General features: G+C 70.4%; 16 protein-coding genes. 7 read left to right on the plus strand and 9 right to left on the minus strand.

Going from position 1 to position 19353, the window contains the following annotated elements; all coding sequences use genetic code 11:
* The first annotated feature begins 291 nt into the window (after positions 1 to 291).
* Positions 292 to 1464 (plus strand): alanine racemase, encoded by a 1173-nt coding sequence (locus tag Q9K23_RS04740; RefSeq protein ID WP_280513256.1) that lies wholly within the window; start codon positions 292 to 294, stop codon positions 1462 to 1464.
* A 20-nt stretch (positions 1465 to 1484) separates the two neighbouring features.
* Here Q9K23_RS04740 and Q9K23_RS04745 read toward each other — a convergent pair whose 3' ends face one another.
* The 3 genes from Q9K23_RS04745 to Q9K23_RS04755 all read right to left on the minus strand — a co-directional run bounded on the left by Q9K23_RS04745 (position 1485) and on the right by Q9K23_RS04755 (position 5561).
* On the minus strand, positions 1485 to 3065 hold the full coding sequence (locus Q9K23_RS04745; RefSeq protein ID WP_053777716.1) for a DNA polymerase Y family protein: 1581 nt from the start codon (positions 3063 to 3065) through the stop codon (positions 1485 to 1487).
* Positions 3065 to 3805: a hypothetical protein gene (locus Q9K23_RS04750; RefSeq protein ID WP_053777760.1), complete on the minus strand. Its 741-nt coding sequence runs from the start codon at positions 3803 to 3805 to the stop codon at positions 3065 to 3067. Before Q9K23_RS04750 ends, Q9K23_RS04745 begins: the two co-directional genes overlap by 1 nt.
* 649 nt (positions 3806 to 4454) lie before the next feature.
* Positions 4455 to 5561: an Rv2578c family radical SAM protein gene (locus tag Q9K23_RS04755; protein ID WP_053777715.1), complete on the minus strand. Its 1107-nt coding sequence runs from the start codon at positions 5559 to 5561 to the stop codon at positions 4455 to 4457.
* A 92-nt stretch (positions 5562 to 5653) separates the two neighbouring features.
* Between Q9K23_RS04755 and Q9K23_RS04760 the strand changes: the two genes are divergently transcribed.
* Positions 5654 to 6913, plus strand: coding sequence for a serine/threonine-protein kinase (locus Q9K23_RS04760; RefSeq protein WP_053777714.1), 1260 nt, complete (start codon positions 5654 to 5656; stop codon positions 6911 to 6913).
* Between the two features lie 66 nt (positions 6914 to 6979).
* On the opposite strand, the gene Q9K23_RS04765 is transcribed toward Q9K23_RS04760, so the two are convergent.
* Positions 6980 to 7666 (minus strand): response regulator transcription factor, encoded by a 687-nt coding sequence (locus Q9K23_RS04765; protein WP_059036096.1) that lies wholly within the window; start codon positions 7664 to 7666, stop codon positions 6980 to 6982.
* 65 nt (positions 7667 to 7731) lie between these two features.
* Entirely contained in the window at positions 7732 to 9078 is a 1347-nt protein-coding gene (locus Q9K23_RS04770) for an ATP-binding protein (protein ID WP_059036098.1), read from the minus strand.
* Positions 9079 to 9214: 136 nt separating this feature from the next.
* Here Q9K23_RS04770 and Q9K23_RS04775 point away from each other — a divergent pair, with 136 nt between their 5' ends.
* Both Q9K23_RS04775 and Q9K23_RS04780 read left to right on the plus strand, forming a co-directional pair.
* Positions 9215 to 10663, plus strand: a complete 1449-nt coding sequence (locus tag Q9K23_RS04775) for a PspC domain-containing protein (RefSeq protein WP_059036147.1) — start codon at positions 9215 to 9217, stop codon at positions 10661 to 10663.
* Positions 10660 to 10887, plus strand: a complete 228-nt coding sequence (locus tag Q9K23_RS04780; RefSeq protein WP_053777712.1) for a hypothetical protein — start codon at positions 10660 to 10662, stop codon at positions 10885 to 10887. Before Q9K23_RS04775 ends, Q9K23_RS04780 begins: the two co-directional genes overlap by 4 nt.
* Before the next feature lie 39 nt (positions 10888 to 10926).
* Here Q9K23_RS04780 and guaA read toward each other — a convergent pair whose 3' ends face one another.
* Positions 10927 to 12516: a glutamine-hydrolyzing GMP synthase gene (gene guaA / locus Q9K23_RS04785; protein WP_053777711.1), complete on the minus strand. Its 1590-nt coding sequence runs from the start codon at positions 12514 to 12516 to the stop codon at positions 10927 to 10929.
* A 78-nt stretch (positions 12517 to 12594) separates the two neighbouring features.
* On the opposite strand from guaA, the gene Q9K23_RS04790 reads away from it, so the two are divergent.
* From Q9K23_RS04790 to Q9K23_RS04800, 3 genes are read left to right on the plus strand one after another with little or no spacing between them, the layout of a single operon-like run.
* Positions 12595 to 13266, plus strand: a complete 672-nt coding sequence (locus Q9K23_RS04790) for a biotin transporter BioY (RefSeq protein ID WP_053777759.1) — start codon at positions 12595 to 12597, stop codon at positions 13264 to 13266.
* A gap of 36 nt (positions 13267 to 13302) precedes the next feature.
* The gene (locus Q9K23_RS04795; protein ID WP_020793370.1) at positions 13303 to 13977 is read left to right on the plus strand and encodes an ABC transporter ATP-binding protein; all 675 of its coding nucleotides are present in this window, start codon (positions 13303 to 13305) and stop codon (positions 13975 to 13977) included.
* Positions 13974 to 14576 (plus strand): energy-coupling factor transporter transmembrane component T, encoded by a 603-nt coding sequence (locus tag Q9K23_RS04800; RefSeq protein ID WP_053777710.1) that lies wholly within the window; start codon positions 13974 to 13976, stop codon positions 14574 to 14576. The genes Q9K23_RS04795 and Q9K23_RS04800 overlap by 4 nt, the downstream gene beginning before the upstream one ends.
* A 30-nt stretch (positions 14577 to 14606) precedes the next feature.
* Here Q9K23_RS04800 and Q9K23_RS04805 read toward each other — a convergent pair whose 3' ends face one another.
* The 3 genes from Q9K23_RS04805 to guaB all read right to left on the minus strand — a co-directional run bounded on the left by Q9K23_RS04805 (position 14607) and on the right by guaB (position 19200).
* On the minus strand, positions 14607 to 16373 hold the full coding sequence (locus Q9K23_RS04805) for a GMC family oxidoreductase (RefSeq protein ID WP_053777709.1): 1767 nt from the start codon (positions 16371 to 16373) through the stop codon (positions 14607 to 14609).
* Positions 16374 to 16449: 76 nt separating this feature from the next.
* Positions 16450 to 17592 carry a GuaB3 family IMP dehydrogenase-related protein gene (locus tag Q9K23_RS04810; protein ID WP_059036102.1) on the minus strand — a complete coding sequence of 381 codons (1143 nt, stop codon included), beginning with the start codon at positions 17590 to 17592 and terminating at the stop codon, positions 16450 to 16452.
* A 96-nt stretch (positions 17593 to 17688) separates the two neighbouring features.
* Complete coding sequence (gene guaB, locus Q9K23_RS04815) at positions 17689 to 19200, minus strand: IMP dehydrogenase (protein WP_053777708.1); 1512 nt, start codon at positions 19198 to 19200, stop codon at positions 17689 to 17691.
* Between the last annotated feature and the right edge of the window lie 153 nt (positions 19201 to 19353).

The raw sequence follows: 19353 nt of genomic DNA on the forward strand, positions 1-19353 counted from the left end.
ACCCGGCACCCTGCACTTTCGCCCGCCGTTGTGTCCGAGCACACGATGAACGGAAGGTGAACGACGCCACACTCGCCCCGAGGATCCCGGCAGATCCCGACACCCGGAGCCCGACAGCGGATCCCGACGGCGCATCCCGCACCGGTCCATCCCGACAGATGGATCCCGACAGATGGATCCCGACCGATGGATTCCGACGGCGAGGTGGCCGGACAATGGATGCCGACGGCGGGCTGGCCCGACACCGGACCACGGTCCCGACACCGACGTCGCCGACAGACAGGAGTCCCCGTGCCCGAGACCCCGACAGCAGACATCACGACACCCGACACCCCGTACCTGCGGGTCTCGACCGACCGGCTCGAGGCCAATCTCGCCGCGATGGCCGCGCGTGCATCCGTCCTCGGTGTGGACCTGCGCCCACATGCCAAGACCCACAAGTGCATCGAACTCGCCCGACGCCAGATCGATCATGGCGCAGTGGGTCTGACGGTGGCGACGATCGGCGAGGCGGAGGTGTTCGCGGCGGCCGCGGCCGACACCGGTTGCCGCGACCTGTTTCTCGCCTATCCGTTGTGGGTGACCCCGCACAAGGGTGCGCGATTGCGTGCACTGGCCCGTGACGTCGCGGTGCGGGTGGGTGTCGACTCGGTCGCCGCGGCTGCACGGCTCGGTGCCGAGGTCGGTGCCGGCCGGCTCGCCGCCGAGACCGGCCCGTTCCACCCGGTGACGGTGGTGGTCGAGGTCGACTCGGGCCAGCACCGCACCGGGGTGGTCCCGGAGCAGGCCGGGGTGGTCGCCGCGGCGGCCGTCGACGCCGGACTCGACGTGGTGGGTGTGTTCACCTTTCCCGGACACGGTTACGGTCCCGCCCCGGCGCGCGAGGCGGCCGCCACCCAGGAGGCGCAGACGCTGGCCGTCGCGGCCGAGGCCCTGCGGGTCCGCGGCATCGAACCGGCGGTGATCAGCGGTGGCTCCACCCCGACCGCCGGGTTCGCCGACGCCGCGACACTCACCGAACTGCGGCCCGGCGTCTACCCGTTCCAGGACGCCCAGCAGGTCGAACTCGGGACCTGTGACATCACGCAGGTGGCGCTCACCGTGGTCACCACGGTGGTCCATCGCACCGGACACCGGGTCGTCGTCGACGCCGGGAGCAAGGTCCTCGGCGCCGACCGGCCCGCGTGGGCCACCGGTTTCGGCCGGGTGACCGATGTGCCCGATGCGGTGATCGTGGCACTGTCCGAACATCATGCGGTGATCGAGTATCCGGCCGAGTTCGCCGCCGGCGCCCTCCCCGACCCCGGCGCGGTGATCACGGTGATCCCCAACCACGTGTGCAGCGCGGTCAATCTCGCGGATGTCCTCGTGCTCGACTCGCCCGTCCCCGGTGTCCCGGCGGCCGGCGCCGCACCGGAACCGGTGTCGGTCTGGCCGGTGGCCGCCAGATGCGCCAATCGGTGAGGTCGCCGAACCGACGTGGCTCACTCATAGATCCCCTCCACCATCCAGCCGCCGGACCGATATGCCAGCAGCAATGCCCGGGAGTCGTCGAGCAGGACCTGCGCCCGCGCACTGACCGGTGACGCTGCGCCGGTCTCCATCCCGGTCGGCCAGGGCCCGGCCCACCAGCGCAGTTCCCAGCCGTCGCGCCGGTCGGGCAGGCGGACGGTGGTCGGTTCGGTGGTGAACGCCCCGCGGTCGGTGACCCGCACCGGCTGTCCGGACAGATCGACCAGTTCGATCGGGGACTCGCTGATCACCGTGGGTACCGGATGCGGGATCCGGCCGGGCCAGGGCGCCGACGGGTCCCGTTCGGGTGTCGGCTCCTCGTCGAGGGCCACCAGGGTGATCTGGTCGAACGGACCGCGTCCGCCGCTGCGTACCGGGATGCGCACCGCATCCCCGCCGAGCAGCCCCTGGACCCGTTCCATCGAGCGACGGGCCCGCTCGGACAGTTCGGCCCCGCCGGGTAGTTCGGGTGCGGTCAGCGTCTGCTGGAGCGCTCCTGCGTCGACCACCTCGGCCGGGACCAGTCGCAACATCCCGATGGGCGAGTCCGGACGTGCGTGGTGGGCCCGGGAACGGCCACCGGTCATCCAGCCCTCGAGCTGCCAGCGGATACGGTCGGCGGTGGCCGCCGGGGTGAGCGGCTGGGCACATCGCCAGGTCCGCGAATGTCGTTGTCCGCGTTCGGTGATCGCCTCGACGGTGAGGATGGTGCAGGCCACCGACCGCTCGCGGAGGTGACGGTGCAGCACCTCCGCGAGCCGGCGTCCGGCGAAGGCGGCCGCATCGATCCGGTCGATCGGCGGATCGCAGACCTGCTCCACCGACAGGTCCGCGGGCAACGCCTGCGCCGACGGCGGGCGCCCCGGCTCCCCACGCGCCTGCCGGTGTGCGACGATCGCATCGGCACCGAATCGGGTACCCACATCGGTCGCCGACAGCGCCGCGAACGCCCCGATGCCGGTCAGCCCGAGGCGCCGCAGCAGGTCCACCAGGTCGGCCCGGTCGGGTCCGCACAGCGACGGTTCGGCGGCGAGCTCGGCGATCGGCAGTCCGGCGAGATGGTCACGATCGCCGCCCGCCGGGACCAGGTGTCCGCTACGTGCGGCGAGGACCGCGGTGAACAGTTCGTCGGCGATTCCCACCTGGGATTCGGTTCCGGACACCGCGATCCGGTCGACGAGCAGCTCGGCGAAGTTCTCCTCACCGCCGTGGAACCGGGTGGCACCGGAGGCCGGTACCACCAGCAGCCCCGGCCGCAGCACCTCCATCGTCGGGGCCAGGTCGGCCACGGCCGCGGCCACCGGCTCGAACATGCGGCCGTCGCGATGGTCGTCGGCGGTCACCACCGTCATCTCCGGGCACGACGACTGTGCCTGGCGCTTACGCATCCCGCGGCGGATCCCGGCCGCCCGGGCGGACGCCGAGCAGGCGATCACCCGGTTCGCCGAGAGCACCGCGATCGGGTGTCCGGGTGGCAGCTCCGCGTCCGCCGCGGCCGCGGTCGCCGGCCAGTCGGGACACCACAGGGCGGCCACCCGCCTGGTACCGGCCATCAGTTCGCCACCGCCACATCGTCGTCGGCATCCGCGCCGGTGACGGCGGGGATGTCCCGCCGTACCCCGATCGAATCGAGGCGCAGCATGCGCAGCCGGTCCTCTTCACCGAATTCCGGTGCGATCAGGTCGATCTCGGCGGTCCGCCGACGACGCCCACCGCTCTCGGCGGTCACCTGTAACCGCATTCCCGCCACCCGGCCGTGGCCGTTGGCCGCGGCCGTGAGGTCGGCGTCACCGGTTCGGGGTCGGTGCCGGTATCCGAGCACACGCGCCGCCAGTTGTGTCTGCGCACCCGGCCAGGCCCCGTCGACCACCAGCAGTGACGACGACTGCCTGCGGACACGGCCGCTCACCGTCGCACACCGCGACCGCGGCACGGTGACCCCGCGCAGTCCCAGCACCACCAGATCCATCCCGTCGAGCAGCACCGATGCCACCTCCACCGGGTCGATCCCCGGATCGGCGACGACGGCGATCCGGTCGAGATCGGCCCCCATCTCCGCGGCGGCGAGCAGGTTGAGCCGGGGCAGGCCGACGATGCCCACCTGGCATCCCGCCCGGGTCACCGCGGCGATCAGCGCGGTCAGCAGTGAGCGCGCCCCGGTGCAGCAGACGATCGTCCCGCGTGCGATCCCCTTCTGCGGCAACAGGTCCGACAGCTCCTCCGGAACCGGGAGCACTCCGGCCTCCGGCCGGTCGGCATCGGTCCGGTCGGGCATCCCCGACATGACCGCCATCCGGCGACGTAGCCGGGCGAGCGTGTCGGCACGGTCCGCACCCGCCGATTCCGCATCGTCCCGGTCATTCCGTCGTTCGGCGGGACCCCCGCGCGGGCGGTCCGCACCGCCCATCGACACAACACCCATGACACCCCTCCTGACCAGCACCGACATGTCTGGCGAGCCGGGAAGTCGCTACGCCCTCGAAAGCCCCTCCGAGCCCCGGAACCGGCGCTACTCGAACGTTTTTTCGATACCGAAAATGTTACGCCCGGCCTCCGACAAACCGCAACCACGCCGGTCACGGGCGCCCACCACGATGATCGAGCCGACAAGAGCGCAGCAACAAAGCACACAGCAACAAGGCGACCCACCACGACGATCGAGCCGACAAGGAGCGCAGCGACGAGTCGAGTCGAGATCTCCGCAAGCAACCCCGAAAACGCCACCACACCACGACCATCGAACCGACAAGAGCGCAGCAACAAAGCACACAGCGACAAGGCGACCCACCACGACGATCGAGCCGACAAGGAGCGCAGCGACGAGTCGAGTCGAGATCTCCGCAAGCAACCCCGAAAACGCCACCACGGCAAACAAACCCGGCAGACAAACCGGCAAGCAGCCCCGGCACACAAACCCGGCGGACACCACAGCCGGGCAGCACTCAGAACAGGGTCAGCACCTGCTGCTGGGCCGGGGCGGCCACGAGCCCCACCCCGCCGGCCTCCGCCCCGGCGGCTTCCGCGCGCCCGCCCGGCGCGTGGATACGCGCCCGACCCGAACTCCCGCCGGGCGCGCCGGCGCGGTCGTCGTCCAGCCGATCGGTCCGAGAGGCGAGCCCATGACCGAACACCAACGGCTGCAGCCGTTCCCGCAATCGGGAGGAGTAGTCCGGGGTGACATAGGCGCCTCGGCCGTAGAGGTCGCGATAGCGCCGCACCAGCGCCGGATGATGCTCGGCGAGCCAACTCAGGAACCACGGCTTGGTGGAGCCCCGCAGATGCAACGGGAAGGCCGTCACCCCGGTCGCCCCGGCCGCCGCGATCGATCCCAGGAGTTCGTCGAGATGTGCGGTGGAGTCGGTGAGATACGGGATCACCGGCGCGAGCATCACATGCGGGGCGAACCCGGCGTCGGCGATGTCGGCGATCAGTTGTAGCCGCGCGGCCGGCGACGGCGTGCCGGGTTCGATCTGTTTCTGCAGTTCGGTGTCGATGAACGCCAGCGACACGCTCAACCGCACCGGCACCTGACCGGCGGCCTGCCGTAGCAGCGGCAGGTCCCGACGCAGCAGGGTGCCCTTGGTGAGGATCGAGAACGGGGTGGCGGCCTCGGTGAGTGCCGAGATCACCCCCGGCATCAGGCGGTAGCGTCCCTCGGCCCGCTGGTAGGGATCGGTGTTGGTGCCGAGCGCCACCGGCTCCTGATGCCAGGACCGGCGCCGCAACTCTTTGCGCAGCACCGCAGCCACGTTGAGTTTCACCACCACCTGACTGTCGAAGTCACGTCCGGCGTCGAGGTCGAGGTACTCGTGGGTGGGCCGGGCAAAGCAGTACCGGCAGGCATGGGTACATCCGCGAAAGGTGTTGACGGTGTGGGTGAACGGCAGCCCGGAACCCTCGGGCACACGGTTGAGCGCACTCTTGGCCAGCACCTCGTGGAAGGTGATGCCCTCGAACTCGGGCGTCTGCACCGAGCGCACCAACCCGGCCCGGCCGAGACCCGGCAGGGCACCATCGTCGGCTTCGATCACCTGTTCGGACCATCGCATGCCGAAAGTCGAACACGCGTGCGAGGAGATGTCAAGCGTATGGGGTCCCGGGCACCCCGGCCCATCCGGCGGTCCCGGCTATCATCTCCGGTATGACCAGCGAGACCGACTCCCACCGGACCCCCGGTCCGCATTATCTGGTCGCCGGTCGCTATCGCCTGCTCTCCCGGATCGGCGGCGGCGGGATGGGCACCGTGTGGCTCGCCCGTGACCAGTTGCTCGACCGCGAGGTCGCGGTCAAGCAGGTGCTCTCCACCGAGGGATTGTCCGAGGAATCCGCCGAGAACGTGCGCAAACGCGCGATGCGGGAGGGACGGATCGCCGCCCGGCTCAGTCATCGCAATGCGATCGCGATGCACGACGTGGCCCTCGACGGCGGTGAACCATGGCTGGTCATGGAGTATCTGCCGTCCCGCAGTGTCGCCCAGATCCTGCACGCCACCGCCACGATCGACGTCACCGAGGCCGCGAAGATCGGCGCCCAGGTGGCCGACGCGATGACCGAGGCGCATGCCGCCGGGATCATCCACCGCGACATCAAACCCGGCAACATCCTGATCGCCGGGGCGGGCCGCAATGCCGGGCTGGTCAAGATCACCGACTTCGGTATCTCCCGCGCCAAGGACGACGTCACCATCACCCAGACCGGTCTGATCACCGGGACCCCCGCCTATTTCGCCCCCGAGGTGGCCCGCGGTGACGAGCCGGGCGAGGAGTCGGATGTCTACTCGCTCGGGGCCACGGTCTACACGATGGTCGAGGGGCAGCCGCCGTTCGGCGTCGACGACAACTCACTGGTGATGTTGCACCGGGTGGCTCGCGCCCAGATCAATCCGATGACCCGCGCCGGCGCCCTCGAACCGGTGATCCTGCGCATGCTCGAACCGAGTCCGCGGCGCCGGATCAGCATGGCGCAGGCACGCGACGAGCTCGCCCGGGTCGCCGCCGGTGAGCACGGCACCACCGAGCAGGTCCTCACCAGCATGGTGGCCCGGCCGGTGGTGGGTCCGTCCACACTGGCCCCACGCTCGGGCACGCCGTCGGGGGGATATGCGTCCACCGGCGGATACCCCGGGGCGATGCCCGGCCAGTTCGATCACACCCGTACCGCCACCCCGGCACCCCGGACGCCCCCGCTGCCGCAGATGCCGCTGTCCACCCCCGGAACCCATACCCCGGCGCCCCAGAACTCGGGACCGTACGGCCCGTATCCGCCGAGCGCCATGCCGTCGCACATCCCGCCGCCCGGATCGCAGTCGGGTACCTCGCCCGCGGTTCTGGCGGGGGCGGTGTTCCTGTTCTTCCTGGTGCTCGCCGCGGTGATCGTCCTGGTGATCGCCCTCACCGGCTGATCACCTCTCACCGGAGCGACGCCCGGGCCGGACACCGCCTCGGCGAATGGCGGGACCTGTTGCGGCTCAGCCTATGTGGCGTGTGGCCGCCCATCGGGTCAGGGCATTGCGGTTGGACTGCTGGGTCTTGCGCAGCACATTCGACGCATGGGTCTCGACGGTCTTGATCGAGATGAACAGTTCCTCGGCGATCTCGCGGTAGGTGTAGCCGCGCGCGAGCAGCCGCAGCACCTCGAGTTCACGGCGGGTCAGCGAGTCGAGTTCCGGATCGAGCTGGGGCTCGGGCACCGACGAGCGGCCGGTGAACGAGTCCAGCACGAAGCCGGCCAGCCGCGGGCTGAACACCGCGTCCCCCTCGGCCACCCGTCGCACCGCGTCGGCCAGTTCCTTGCCGTCGATCGTCTTGGTCACATACCCGCGGGCACCGGCCCGGATGGTGGCGATCACGTCCTCGGCGGCGTCGGACACGCTGAGCGCCAGGAACACCGGCGCCTGGTCACCGAGTGCGTCGGCGACGCCACGCAGCACCGCCACCCCACCACCGGCGGGCATGTGCACGTCGAGCAGCACGACGTCGGGCCGGACCCGGGTGATCCCGGCGATCGCCTCGGCCACCGCACCCGCCTCCCCCGCGATGGTCAGTCCGGGTTCGCCGGCGAGCTCGGCACGCACGCCGGAACGGAACACCCCGTGGTCGTCGACCAGGAACACCCGGTACCCACCGGCCGGTACGGCCTGCTCCTCGGTTGTCATCTCACTCCGCTCATCTGTCGTCATGTGCCGCGCCCCGACCATCGTCGCGGTGCCTGCCGTCGTCATCATGACGCCTTTCCGCGGCCGGTGTCGGTCCCCGCATCGGAATCGGTGCCCGTGTCGGGATCGTCGCCGCCCCGGTCCGGGTCCTCGTCCTGGTCCGGGTCTTGGTCCAGTGCCCGCTCCTGGTCCGGTGCCCGCTCCTCGTCGGGCACCGTACGGCCGTCGCCCCGCGGCATCGTGATCGCCACGTTGGTGCCGCGCCCCGGCGACGACTTCACCGTCGCACGTCCACCGACCCGCTCGGTCCGCGCGCGGATCGACCGCGCCACCCCCTGGCGGTCCTCGTCGACGGCGTCCGGGTCGAAGCCCACGCCGCGGTCACGCACGTAGACCTCCACCTCGTCGTCGCCCACCTCGAGGTACACGTCGACCTTGCGCTCACCGGAGTGTTTGGCCGCATTGACCAGCGCCTCGCGGGTGGCCCCGATCAGGGCGGGCCAGCGGCGCGCCACCACCTTGTCGGTGTCGTCGTCGGGGCGGAGATCGCCGACGGTGACCACCTCCACCTCGATCCCGTAGTCGTCCTCGACCTCGGCGCCCACACTGCGCAGTGCGGCGCTCAGCGAGCTCCGCTGCTGGGCCGGATCACCGAACAGCCAGCTGCGCAGTTCACGTTCCTGACTGCGCGCCAGACGGGCCACCTCCTCGGGCCGGCCCGCCTTCTTCTGGATCAGGGCGAGGGTCTGCAACACCGAATCGTGCAGGTGGGAGGCGATCTCCTCGCGTTCGGCATTGCGGATTCGCGCCGCCCGTTCCTCGTTCAGCGCCCGCCACATCCGCATCCACAACGGGACGGTCAGCAGCACGACGCCGATCAGGGTCACCCCGACCGCGAGCAAGGTGGTGCTCAGGCCGCCGAAGTTGCGGTTGCCGGCGAGCACGATCACCACCAGACCGCCCACCACCAGAACCACACCGCCGGCCAGCCGCAGCCAGGTCAGGACCGGGCTGCGGGGGTGGGCGCGCGCGGAGGTGTCGAACTCCCGCCAGACGAGGGAGGCGCCGACGGCCACGACGACCAACGGCACCAGATAGGCGGCGGGGGTGCCGGCGGTGGCGAACCCGACCACCGACATCGCGATCAGGCCGAGGATCGCCAGCCCCCAGGCCTGACGCCGCTCACCCGGTTGCGGGGGCGCGGTGTCGGCACCCTGCGGGCAGAAGAACCACAGGAGCGCATACGCCAGCACCCCGGCCCCGGCGAGGGCGGTCAGCACCACGAACACCACCCGCACGCGGAACGCGTCGACGCCGAGATGGTCGGCGACACCCCCTGCGACCCCACCGATCACCCGGCCACCGCTGCGGCGCATCAGCCGCGGCGGCAGCTCCGCCTGCGCCACTTCCATGAAACCGATGGTGTCACGCGGGTGGGAGTTCGGGCATCAGGGTCCACCCCCGAATCCGGCCCGGGTGCACGTTCCGGGTGGATCTCAGGGTGCGCCCCCGATGTGGGTGGGGCCGCCGGACGTGAAGATGGGTGACATGGATGGTGCAGAGTTTCGCAACCGGCTCGAGAACCTGTGGGCCACACGCCCGGTGCGTCCGTCGGCACCGCGCACCGTGGCCGGTGTCTGTGCGGGTGTCGCCGACCGCTACCGGGTCGATCCGACCCTGGTGAAGGTCGCATTCGTGGTGTCGACGCTGTTCGGCGGCAGCGGCCTGATCCTGTACCTGGCCGGCTGGATCGCCTTCCCGTCGGTCACCCGGGTCTCCGCGCAGGTCACCCCACCCGGCGGGCAGCATCCCGGCCGCACCCGCAGTCCCATGATGCTGCTGCTGGTGGTGCTCGTCGTGATCGTGCTGGTGACCTCGATCGGATCGTCGGGCCCATGGAGTTCCGGCGGCCTGCTCGGTGGTCTGCTGATGCTGTTCGGCTGGTGGCTGCTGTATCTGCGCACGCCCGAGGCGCCGGCCGGGACGAGCGTCGCGACCATCGCCCCGGCGTCGCCACCCGCTGCGATCGGTGCCGATCACTTCGTGCGCTGGACCCCGCGTGCGATCCGTACCGCGTCCGCTGCTCCCGCACCTGCCCAGCCGGCCCCGTACCAACGTGCGACCGAAGGGAGTACAGCCGCCATGTCCGCCGATTCGTCCCCCACCCCGACCGCGCAGGGCACCACGATCGACCTGGGGAAGACGCCGGCCGGCACCGATTCCGAGCCACCCGTGGTGGCGGCCGGTGCCGACGACATCCCCACGCCGGTCATCCCGGCCGACCCGATCGACCGGACCCCACCCGCGTGGGATCCGCTGGGGGCGGCCCGCTTCGCCTGGGACCTGCCCGAACCGAGTACACCCACGCCGCCGGCCGTACCCGAGAGTCCACGCCGTTCCCCGCTGGGGCTCGTCGTCGCCGGCCTCGCGGTGATCGTCGCCGCTGCCGGGATCGCCGGCAACCGCGCCGGGATCGGCTGGTTCTCGGTGCCACACGTGCTGTCGCTGGCGCTGGCCGTGGTGGCCGTCGGCCTGCTCGTCGGCGCCCTGCGCAAGACCCGATCCGGTCGTCACGCAGGCGGTCTCGTGCCGGTACTGCTCGCATTGATGGCGGCCGTGGTGGTCTCCACCACGCTGACCACCTGGAGCCCGAGTGATCACGGCCTGGGCATCCCCACCGGCGGCGTCGGCGACCGGAACTGGAAACCACTGAGCGAGAACGACATCCGCGGCGAGTATTCACTCGGCATGGGTACCGGGACACTCGATCTGCGTGACATCACACTGTCGTCGGACCGAACGGTCCAGTTGCGCAACGGTATCGGTGAGCTCGTCATCGAGGTCCCCGCGGGTATGAACGTCCGCGCCGACTGTAGTACCGGGGTCGGCGACTACTCCTGCCCCGACGGACTCGACGGCGGCAACGACGGCACCGCCGGGCCGGTCCTGACGGTCGACGCACACACCGGAATGGGACGAGTGGAGATCAGGCGATGAACGGCACCGACAACACCGACACGAACGCATCGACCACGGAGGCCGCCCGGCGTTCGCCCGGCCTGGCCCTGTTCGCCCTGCTCGGCCTGGCCGTGGCCGCCTGGGGTCTCGCCGACGGGCCCACCCTCCCCGACCTCGCGACCCTGGGCTGGATCGCGGTGGCGGTCGGGGCGATCGCGGGTCTGGTGCTGATCGTCAGCGGCGCGCGGTCGGCGCGCCGCTGACGGTCACCCCCGCACCGGAATCGGCACCGGTGCCGGGGATCACTCCCACTCGATGGTGCCCGGCGGCTTGCTCGTCACGTCCAGGACGACGCGGTTGACGTCGGGCACCTCGTTGGTGATGCGGGTGGAGATGATCTCGAGCACCTCGTAGGGGATGCGTGTCCAGTCCGCGGTCATCGCGTCCTCGCTGGACACCGGGCGCAGCACGATCGGATGACCGTAGGTGCGGCCGTCGCCCTGCACGCCGACACTGCGGACGTCGGCGAGCAGCACCACCGGGCACTGCCAGATCTGTCCGTCCAGACCGGCGGCGGTGAGTTCCTCCCGCGCGATCTGGTCTGCGGTGCGGAGCAGGGCGAGACGGTCGGCGGTCACCTCGCCGACGATCCGGATCGCCAGACCCGGACCGGGGAACGGCTGACGTCCGACGATCTCCTCGGGCAGACCCAGTTCCCGGCCGACCGCGCGGACCTCGTCCTTGAACAGCAACCGCAACGGCTCGACCAGGGTGAACTCCAGGTCGTCGGGCAACCCGCCCACATTGTGATGGCTCTTGATGTTCGCCGTGCCGCTGCCGCCGCCGGATTCGACGACGTCGGGGTACAGGGTGCCCTGGACCAGGAAGTCCACCTTGTCGCCGGCCGCGGCACGGTCGCCGAGCACGTCGGACACCGCCCCCTCGAAGGAGCGGATGAACTCGCGGCCGATGATCTTGCGCTTGGTCTCCGGGTCGGAGACGCCGGCCAGTTCGGAGAGGAACGTCTCGGCGGCGTCCACGGTGACCAGCCGGGCCCCGGTCGCGCCGACGAACTCGTGCTGGACCTGTTCGCGCTCACCGGCACGCAGCAGACCGTGGTCGACGAACACACAGGTCAGCCGATCACCGATGGCACGCTGCACGAGCGCCGCGGCGACCGCCGAGTCGACGCCGCCGGACAGACCGCAGATGGCCAGGCCGTCACCGATCTGATCGGCGACCTGCTCGACCAGGGCGTCGGCGATGTTCGCGGCGGTCCAGGTGGGTTCGAGTCCGGCGATCTCGTAGAGGAAGCGGGTGAGCACCTGCTGGCCGTGCGGCGAGTGCAGCACCTCCGGGTGGTACTGCACGCCGGCCATCCTGCGGTCGAGGTTCTCGAATGCGGCGACCGGTGCGCCCGGCGTCGAACCGACCACCTCGAAGCCCTCCGGGGCCACCTGCACGGCGTCGTTGTGGCTCATCCACACCGGCTGCTCGGCGGGCAGTCCCTGATGCAGCACCCCGGCCCCGTCCGCGGTCAGGGTGGTGCGGCCGAACTCTCGGCCACCGGTGTTGGCGACCACGCCGCCGAGGGCCTTGGCCATCGACTGGAATCCGTAGCAGATGCCGAACACCGGGATGCCGAGTTCCAGGATCGCCGGGTCGATGGCGGGTGCGTCGTCGGCGTACACCGACGACGGTCCGCCCGACAGCACCAGCGCCACCGGGTTACGGGCCGCGAACTCCTCGACGGTGGCGTCGTGCGCGATCACCTCGGAGTAGATGCGGGCCTCACGCACGCGGCGCGCGATGAGCTGCGCGTACTGTGCGCCGAAATCGACGACGAGGACCGGACGCGGCCCCTCGATCGCTCCATCTGCAGAATCCGTCACGAGGCGAGTCTAATGTCTGCCCACCGGCGACCTGCCGGTCGGCGGTGCCCACGGCGCGTGGAATACTCGTTGACCACCATGGATACTTCTGACTCCCCAGAAAACGCCAGGTCAGTGACGGCCGGATCCGCAGGGTCGGCGTCCGGCCGGTTCTCCCTCGGCGTCGCCGACCTCACCCAGGCGGCGGTGTTCGCCGCACTGATCGCCGCCCTGGGCCTGCCCGGGACGATCAACCTCGGCAGCAGCGGGGTCCCGATCACCTTCCAGACCCTCGGTGTGATGCTCGCCGGCGCGGTCCTCGGCCCAAAGAAGGGCACCCTCGCGGTGGTCATCTTCATGGTGCTCGCGCTCGCCGGTCTGCCGATCCTGTCGGGTGGCCGCAACGGTCAGACCGCGTTGCTCTCGCCCACCGCCGGGTACTTCATCGGGTTCCTGCCCGCCGTGATCGTGATCGGTGTGCTGACCGCCCTGATGATGCCGCGCTACCGGGTCGTGTGGGGCGCGCTGATCAACCTGTTCGGCGGCATGGTCGTGGTGTACGCCTGCGGCGTGATCGGCCTGCTGGTGCGCACCGACCTGACGCTGTGGGCGGCCGTCTCCACCAACGGCACGTTCATCATCGGTGACGTGATCAAGGCCGTGGTGGCCGCGCTGGTCGCCGCGCAGGTGCACCGCTCCTGGCCCGGACTGATCACCCCGTGGCGATCCGGGAAGCGCGGCCCCACCGGTACCGCCGGCGTCGCCGGCTGACATGGCCGACGCCGCACCAGTGATCGCATCGTTGCCGTGATCGAGTTCCGTGACGTCACCCACGCCTACGACGCGAGGACCGTGCTGCGTGAGGTGTCGCTGACCCTGTCCGAGCGGCGGGTGGGCATCGTCGGCGCCAACGGCAGCGGCAAGTCCACCCTGGCCCGGATGATCAATGCGCTGGTCACCCCGGATCAGGGCAGCGTCGTCGTCGACGGTGTGGACGCGAGCCGCCACAAACGGCAGGTGCGGCGGTCGGTGGGGTTCGTGTTCTCCGACCCGGACCGGCAGATCATCATGCCGACCGTCCGCGAGGACATCGAGCTCTCGCTGACCCGCACCGAGCTGAACCGGGCCCAACGGGCCGAGCGCACCCGCGCGGTGCTGGACCGGTTCGGCCTCGCCGACCATGCCGACCATCCGTCGGCCCGCCTCTCCGGCGGCCAGAAGCAGTTGCTGGCGCTCGCATCGATCCTGGTGACCGAACCACAGATCATCGTCGCCGACGAACCGACGACGCTGCTCGACCTCCGCAACAGCCGCATGTTGCGGGAGGTGTTCGCCGGGCTCGACGAGCAGCTGATCGTGGTGACCCACGATCTCGACCTGGTCGACGACTTCGACCGCGTACTGGTGATCGACGACGGCCGGGTGGTGGTCGACGACCTGCCCGGTCCCGCGCTCACCGCCTACCGGGCGATGATGTCGTGACCGCGCTCGGCGTCTACCGGCCCGGCAACACGGTGCTGCACCGCCTCTCCCCCGGCACCAAGCTGGTCGGTCTGGCCGTCGCGGTGCTGGCCATCTCGCTGTTCGTACGGACGCTTCCGGCGCTGGGGATCGCCGCGGTGGCGGTCGCGGCGCTCTATGCGCTCGGCGGGATCGGACCGGTCGCCGCGTGGCGTCAGCTGCGCCCGGCGATCTGGATGCTGCTGTTCATCTTCGTGTTCCAGGTGATCTTCACCGGCTGGCATCGCGCGGTGATCGTGGTGGGAATCCTGGGGCTGACGGTGATCCTGGCCGCCGTGGTCACGCTGACCACCCGGGTCACCGACATGCTCGCCACCATCACCCGCGCGCTGTCGCCGCTCGCGCGGTTCGGCGTCCGGGTGGATCTGATCGCGATCTCGCTGGCCCTGACCATCCGGGCGATCCCCCTCATGGTGGAGATCGCCCGGGCGGTCGACGAGGCCCGCCGCGCGCGTGGGCTGCGTCCCGGGCCGCGCATCCTGGTGGCCCCGATCGTGGTCGGGGCCCTGCGTACCGCCGACGGGTTCGCCGACAGCCTCATCGCCCGCGGCCTCGACTAGGGCAGACCCGGGCACTCCCCGACCACCGGTTCAGGACGCCGACGCGCGGTCCACCGGGGTGATCGTCAGCCGCAGGGCCGCGGGGGCGTCGGCGGGCACCACCGGTGCCGTCGGCGCGACGGGTGCGAGGCGCCGGTACTGGTCGCCCTGCTCGGGGCGGATGTCGTCGGCCCCCTTGTTCGGCCACAGTGCGATCGCCCGCTCGGCCTGCGCACAGATCGACAGCGACGGGTTGACGCCGAGGTTCGCCGAGATCGCCGCACCGTCGGTGACGTGCAGCGTCGGGTAGTTCCACACCCGGTGGTACGGGTCGATCACCCCGGTCGCCGGGTCGTCGGAGATCGCGCAGCCGCCGAGGTAGTGCGCGGTCATCGGCATGTTGAAGACGTCACCCCAGGTGCCGCCGGCGAGACCGTCGTCGAGTTTCGCCGCGATCCGCCGTGTCGCGTCGTTGCCCTCCGGGATCGAGGTGGGGTTGGGGTCGCCGTGCCCCTGCTTGCTGGTGACATACCGCAGCGGTCCTCGTCTGCGCAGGAAGGTGGTCAGCGAGTTGTCGTTGTTCTGCATCACCAGCGCGATCACGGTGCGCTCGCTCCATCGTCGCACCACCAGCAGCCGCACCAGCGTCGACGGCTTGCGCAGCATCTGCAGCAGGACCTGACCGATGCGGTTGCGCCGGGAGCCGCCGTCGGTGAGGACCGTCTGCAAGAAGGCGATCGCATTGGAGCCCTTGCCGTAGCGGACCGGCTCGACGTGGGTGTTGGGCGCCGGATAGAACGACGACGTGATCGCCACCCCCGCCGAGTAGTCATGTGCCGGATCGTATTTCGCGGCGACCGCACCGAGGATCGCCTCCGAGTTGGTGCGGGTCAGCCGCCCCATGGCATCGGAGATCGCGGGCAGCGTCGACGCCTTGGCGTGGTGCAGCAGTCGTTGGGTGTTGAAGGTCCCGGCGGCGACGATCACCTGTCCGGCGGTGTAGCTGCGCCGACGCCGCCCGACCGGACCCCACGCCGCCGACCGGTGCGTGCCCACCACCCAGGTGCCGTCGGCCCGCCGGGTCAGCGAGTCGACGGTGGTGCGGTCGAGAATCCGGGCACCGTTCGCCTCGGCGAGTCCGAGGTAGTTCTTCAGCAGGGTGTTCTTGGCGCCGACCCGGCATCCGGTCATGCAGGCGCCGCATTCGGTGCAGGCGGTCCGGTCCGGGCCGGCCCCGCCGAAGTAGGGGTCGCCGACGGTCTCCCCGGGCTCACCGGCCAGCCCCGTCTTGGCGCCGAAGAACACGCCGACCGGGGTGGGCACGAAGGTGTCACCGACGCCCATCTCGGTGGCCACCTCACCGATCACGCGGTCGGATTCGGTGAAGGTCGGGTTGAGCACCACGCCGAGCATCCGGCGGGCCTGCTCGTAGTAGGGGTCGAGTTCGGCCTGCCAGTCGGTGATGTGCGCCCACTGCGGGTCGGTGAAGAACGGGGTGGGCGGCTTGTAGAGGGTGTTGGCGTAGTTCAGCGATCCGCCGCCGACGCCCGCGCCGGCCAGGATCATCACGTCCTTGAGGGCGTGGATCCGCTGGATGCCGAACAGGCCGAGCTTGGGTGCCCACAGCCATTTGTTCAGGCGCCAGCTGGTCTCGGCGAAGTCGTCGTCGGCAAAGCGCCGGCCGGCCTCGACCACGCCGACCCGGTATCCCTTCTCGACGAGTCGCAGCGCACTGACGCTGCCGCCGAATCCGGAACCGATGATCAGGACGTCGAAGTCCGTACGGTGAGATGAATCACGAATGGGGTGGGCTGCCATGACCAAATATACTAACGGTCATTGTCACGTTACGTGACGGCGGCCTCACCCCATCGTGGACACGATCGGTGGTCGATCAGCTGCGGACGGTCAGACCGACCTTCTGGAACTCCTTGAGGTCGGAGTAGCCGGCCTTGGCCATCGACCGACGCAGGGCACCCACCAGGTTCAGCTCACCGTAGGGGTCGTCGGACGGGCCGGTGAGCACCTGCTGAAGGCTCGGGCGTCCGTCCGGTCGGGCCACCTCGAGCAGCGCACCGCGCGGGGTGTCCGGGTGGGCCGCCGCCGACGGCCAGTACCAGCCCTTGCCGGGCGCCTCGGCGGCCGCCGCGAGCGGGGTGCCGAGCACCGCTGCATCGGCGCCGCAGGCGATCGCCTTGGCCAGGTCGCCGGAGGTGTGGATGTCGCCGTCGGCGATGACGTGGACGTACCGGCCGCCGGTCTCGTCGAGGTAGTCGCGGCGCGCGGCGGCGGCGTCGGCGATCGCGGTCGCCATCGGCACGCCGAGGCCCAGGACCTCACCGGTGGTGGTGGCGCCGGCGGTCGAGCCGTAGCCGACGATGACACCGGCCGCGCCGGTGCGCATCAGGTGCAGCGCGGTGCGGTGGTCGTGCACCCCGCCGGCGATCACCGGGATGTCGAGGTCGCTGATGAACGTCTTGAGGTTCAGCGGCTCCTGCGAACCCTGTGCGACGTGCTCGGCGGAGATGATCGTGCCGTGCACCACCAGCAGCTCCACCCCGGCCTTGATCAGGGCGGGGGTCAGCTCGGCGGCACGCTGCGGGCTGACCCGGACGGCGGTGGTGACCCCGGCGTCGCGCACGGCGGCCACCGACTGCGCCAGCAGCTCGACGTCGAGCGGTGCAGCGTGCAGTTCCTGCAGCCGGCGCACGGGCGCCTGCGGATCGGGGTCGGAGGTCGCGAGCTCGATGAGCTCGGCGATCTTGTCCTCGACGTCGCGGTGACGTGCCCACAGGCCCTCACCGTTGATCACACCGAGCGCACCGAGACGCCCGAGCTCGATGGCCACCGCCGGCGACACCAGCGCATCGGTGGGGTGGGCGAGGATCGGCGCCTCGAAGCGGTACGCATCGATCTGCCAGGCGGTCGACACATCCTTCGACGACCGTGTCCGCCGCGAGGGGACCAGACTGATGTCATCGAGCTCGAACGTCTGCCGGGCCGTACGGCCCATTCCGATGTCGACGATGTCGCGCACCGTTACGCCTTTCTGCTACGCACGCCGAGACCCTGGACGGGCCGACGCTGTCGAGAATCCACTCCCGACGGTGTGTGATCTGCCGTGTCGGCCGATTCAGCGTGAATAGTAGTTCGGCGCCTCGGCGGTCAGGGTGATGTCGTGCGGATGGGACTCCTTGAGTCCGGCCGCGGTGATCTGGACGAAGCGGGCATCGTGCAGGTCGGTGATGCTCGCCGACCCGGTGTACCCCATCGCGGCGCGCAGACCGCCGACGAGCTGGTGGATCACCTGGGTGAGCGGACCGCGGAACGGCACGCGCCCCTCGATGCCCTCCGGGACCAGCTTGTCCTCCTTGAGGACGTCGTCCTGGAAGTAGCGGTCCTTGGAGTACGACTTGCCCTGCCCACGCCCCTGCATCGCACCGAGCGAGCCCATGCCGCGGTAGCTCTTGAACTGCTTGCCGTTCACCAGGATCAGGTCACCGGGCGCCTCGGCGGTACCGGCCAGCAGCGATCCGAGCATCGCGGTGGACGCGCCGGCGGCGAGCGCCTTGGCGATGTCACCGGAGTACTGCAGGCCGCCGTCGGCGACCACCGGGACACCGGCCTGATGGCACACGGCCACCGCCTCGAGGATCGCGGTGATCTGCGGGGCGCCCACACCGGCGACGACGCGGGTGGTGCAGATCGAGCCCGGTCCCACGCCGACCTTCACGGCGTCGACCCCGGCGTCGATGAGTGCCTGCGCACCCTCACGGGTGGCGACGTTGCCGCCGACGAGCTGCACGCGGTCGCCGATCTCGGCCTTGAGCTTGGCGATCATCTCGAGCACGCCGCGGGAGTGGCCGTGTGCGCTGTCGACGACCAGGGCGTCCACGCCCACGTCGGCGAGTGCCATCGCACGGCTCCACGCCTCGTCACCGGCACCGACGGCGGCACCGACCAGCAGGCGGCCGTCGGAGTCCTTGGTGGCGTAGGGATGCTGCTCGGTCTTGACGAAGTCCTTGACCGTGATCAGACCGGTCAGCCGGCCGTTGCCGTCGACGATCGGCAGCTTCTCGACCTTGTTGCGACGCAGCAGTCCGAGTGCGGCCTCGGCGGACACGCCCTCCTGGGCGGTGATCAGCGGCGCCTTGGTCATGACCTCCGACACCGGACGGTCCTGGTCGACCTCGAAGCGCATGTCGCGGTTGGTGATGATGCCGACGAGCTCGCCCTTGCCGTCCACCACGGGCAGACCGGAGATGCGGTAGCGCGCACACATGGAGTCGACATCGGCGAGGGTGTCGGTCGGTGAACAGGTGACCGGATCGGTGACCATCCCGGCCTCGGACCGCTTGACGGTCTCGACCTGACCGGCCTGGTCCTCGATGGACAGGTTGCGGTGCAGCACACCCATGCCACCGGCGCGGGCCATGGCGATCGCCATCCGCGCCTCGGTGACGGTGTCCATCGCCGAGCTCACCAGCGGCACCCGGAGGGTGATCTCGCGGGTCAGGCGGGAGGAGGTGTCGACCTCGCTCGGGATCACGTCCGACGCCGAAGGCAGGAGAAGGACGTCGTCGAAGGTCAGGCCGAGCATTGCAACCTTGTTGGGATCGTCACCACCGGTACGAACGTGAGTCATCTGACCATCCTAACGAGCGATTGCCGAGGAACCGAATGCGATTGTGTGGGTCACTCTCTGCCGCCGTACGTGCCCCGCGTCAACCATCGCCGGATTCGGTGCTCGGCGCCGCCGGTGGCGCGATCGCGTCACCAGACGAACTGTGGATGCGAT

The organism is Gordonia sp. NB41Y (assembly GCF_030718915.1).
Taxonomy (GTDB): domain Bacteria; phylum Actinomycetota; class Actinomycetes; order Mycobacteriales; family Mycobacteriaceae; genus Gordonia; species Gordonia desulfuricans.

Coding starts and splice junctions, on each gene's coding strand:
- Q9K23_RS04760 (WP_053777714.1), top strand. CDS start 5,654: ATGACCAGCGAGACCGACTCCCACCGGACCCCCGGTCCGCATTATCTG.
- Q9K23_RS04750 (WP_053777760.1), bottom strand. CDS start 3,805: ATGGCGGTCATGTCGGGGATGCCCGACCGGACCGATGCCGACCGGCCG.
- Q9K23_RS04765 (WP_059036096.1), bottom strand. CDS start 7,666: ATGACAACCGAGGAGCAGGCCGTACCGGCCGGTGGGTACCGGGTGTTC.
- Q9K23_RS04805 (WP_053777709.1), bottom strand. CDS start 16,373: ATGGCAGCCCACCCCATTCGTGATTCATCTCACCGTACGGACTTCGAC.
- Q9K23_RS04775 (WP_059036147.1), top strand. CDS start 9,215: ATGGATGGTGCAGAGTTTCGCAACCGGCTCGAGAACCTGTGGGCCACA.
- Q9K23_RS04790 (WP_053777759.1), top strand. CDS start 12,595: ATGGATACTTCTGACTCCCCAGAAAACGCCAGGTCAGTGACGGCCGGA.
- guaB (WP_053777708.1), bottom strand. CDS start 19,200: ATGACTCACGTTCGTACCGGTGGTGACGATCCCAACAAGGTTGCAATG.
- Q9K23_RS04780 (WP_053777712.1), top strand. CDS start 10,660: ATGAACGGCACCGACAACACCGACACGAACGCATCGACCACGGAGGCC.
- Q9K23_RS04755 (WP_053777715.1), bottom strand. CDS start 5,561: ATGCGATGGTCCGAACAGGTGATCGAAGCCGACGATGGTGCCCTGCCG.
- Q9K23_RS04745 (WP_053777716.1), bottom strand. CDS start 3,065: ATGGCCGGTACCAGGCGGGTGGCCGCCCTGTGGTGTCCCGACTGGCCG.
- Q9K23_RS04770 (WP_059036098.1), bottom strand. CDS start 9,078: ATGGAAGTGGCGCAGGCGGAGCTGCCGCCGCGGCTGATGCGCCGCAGC.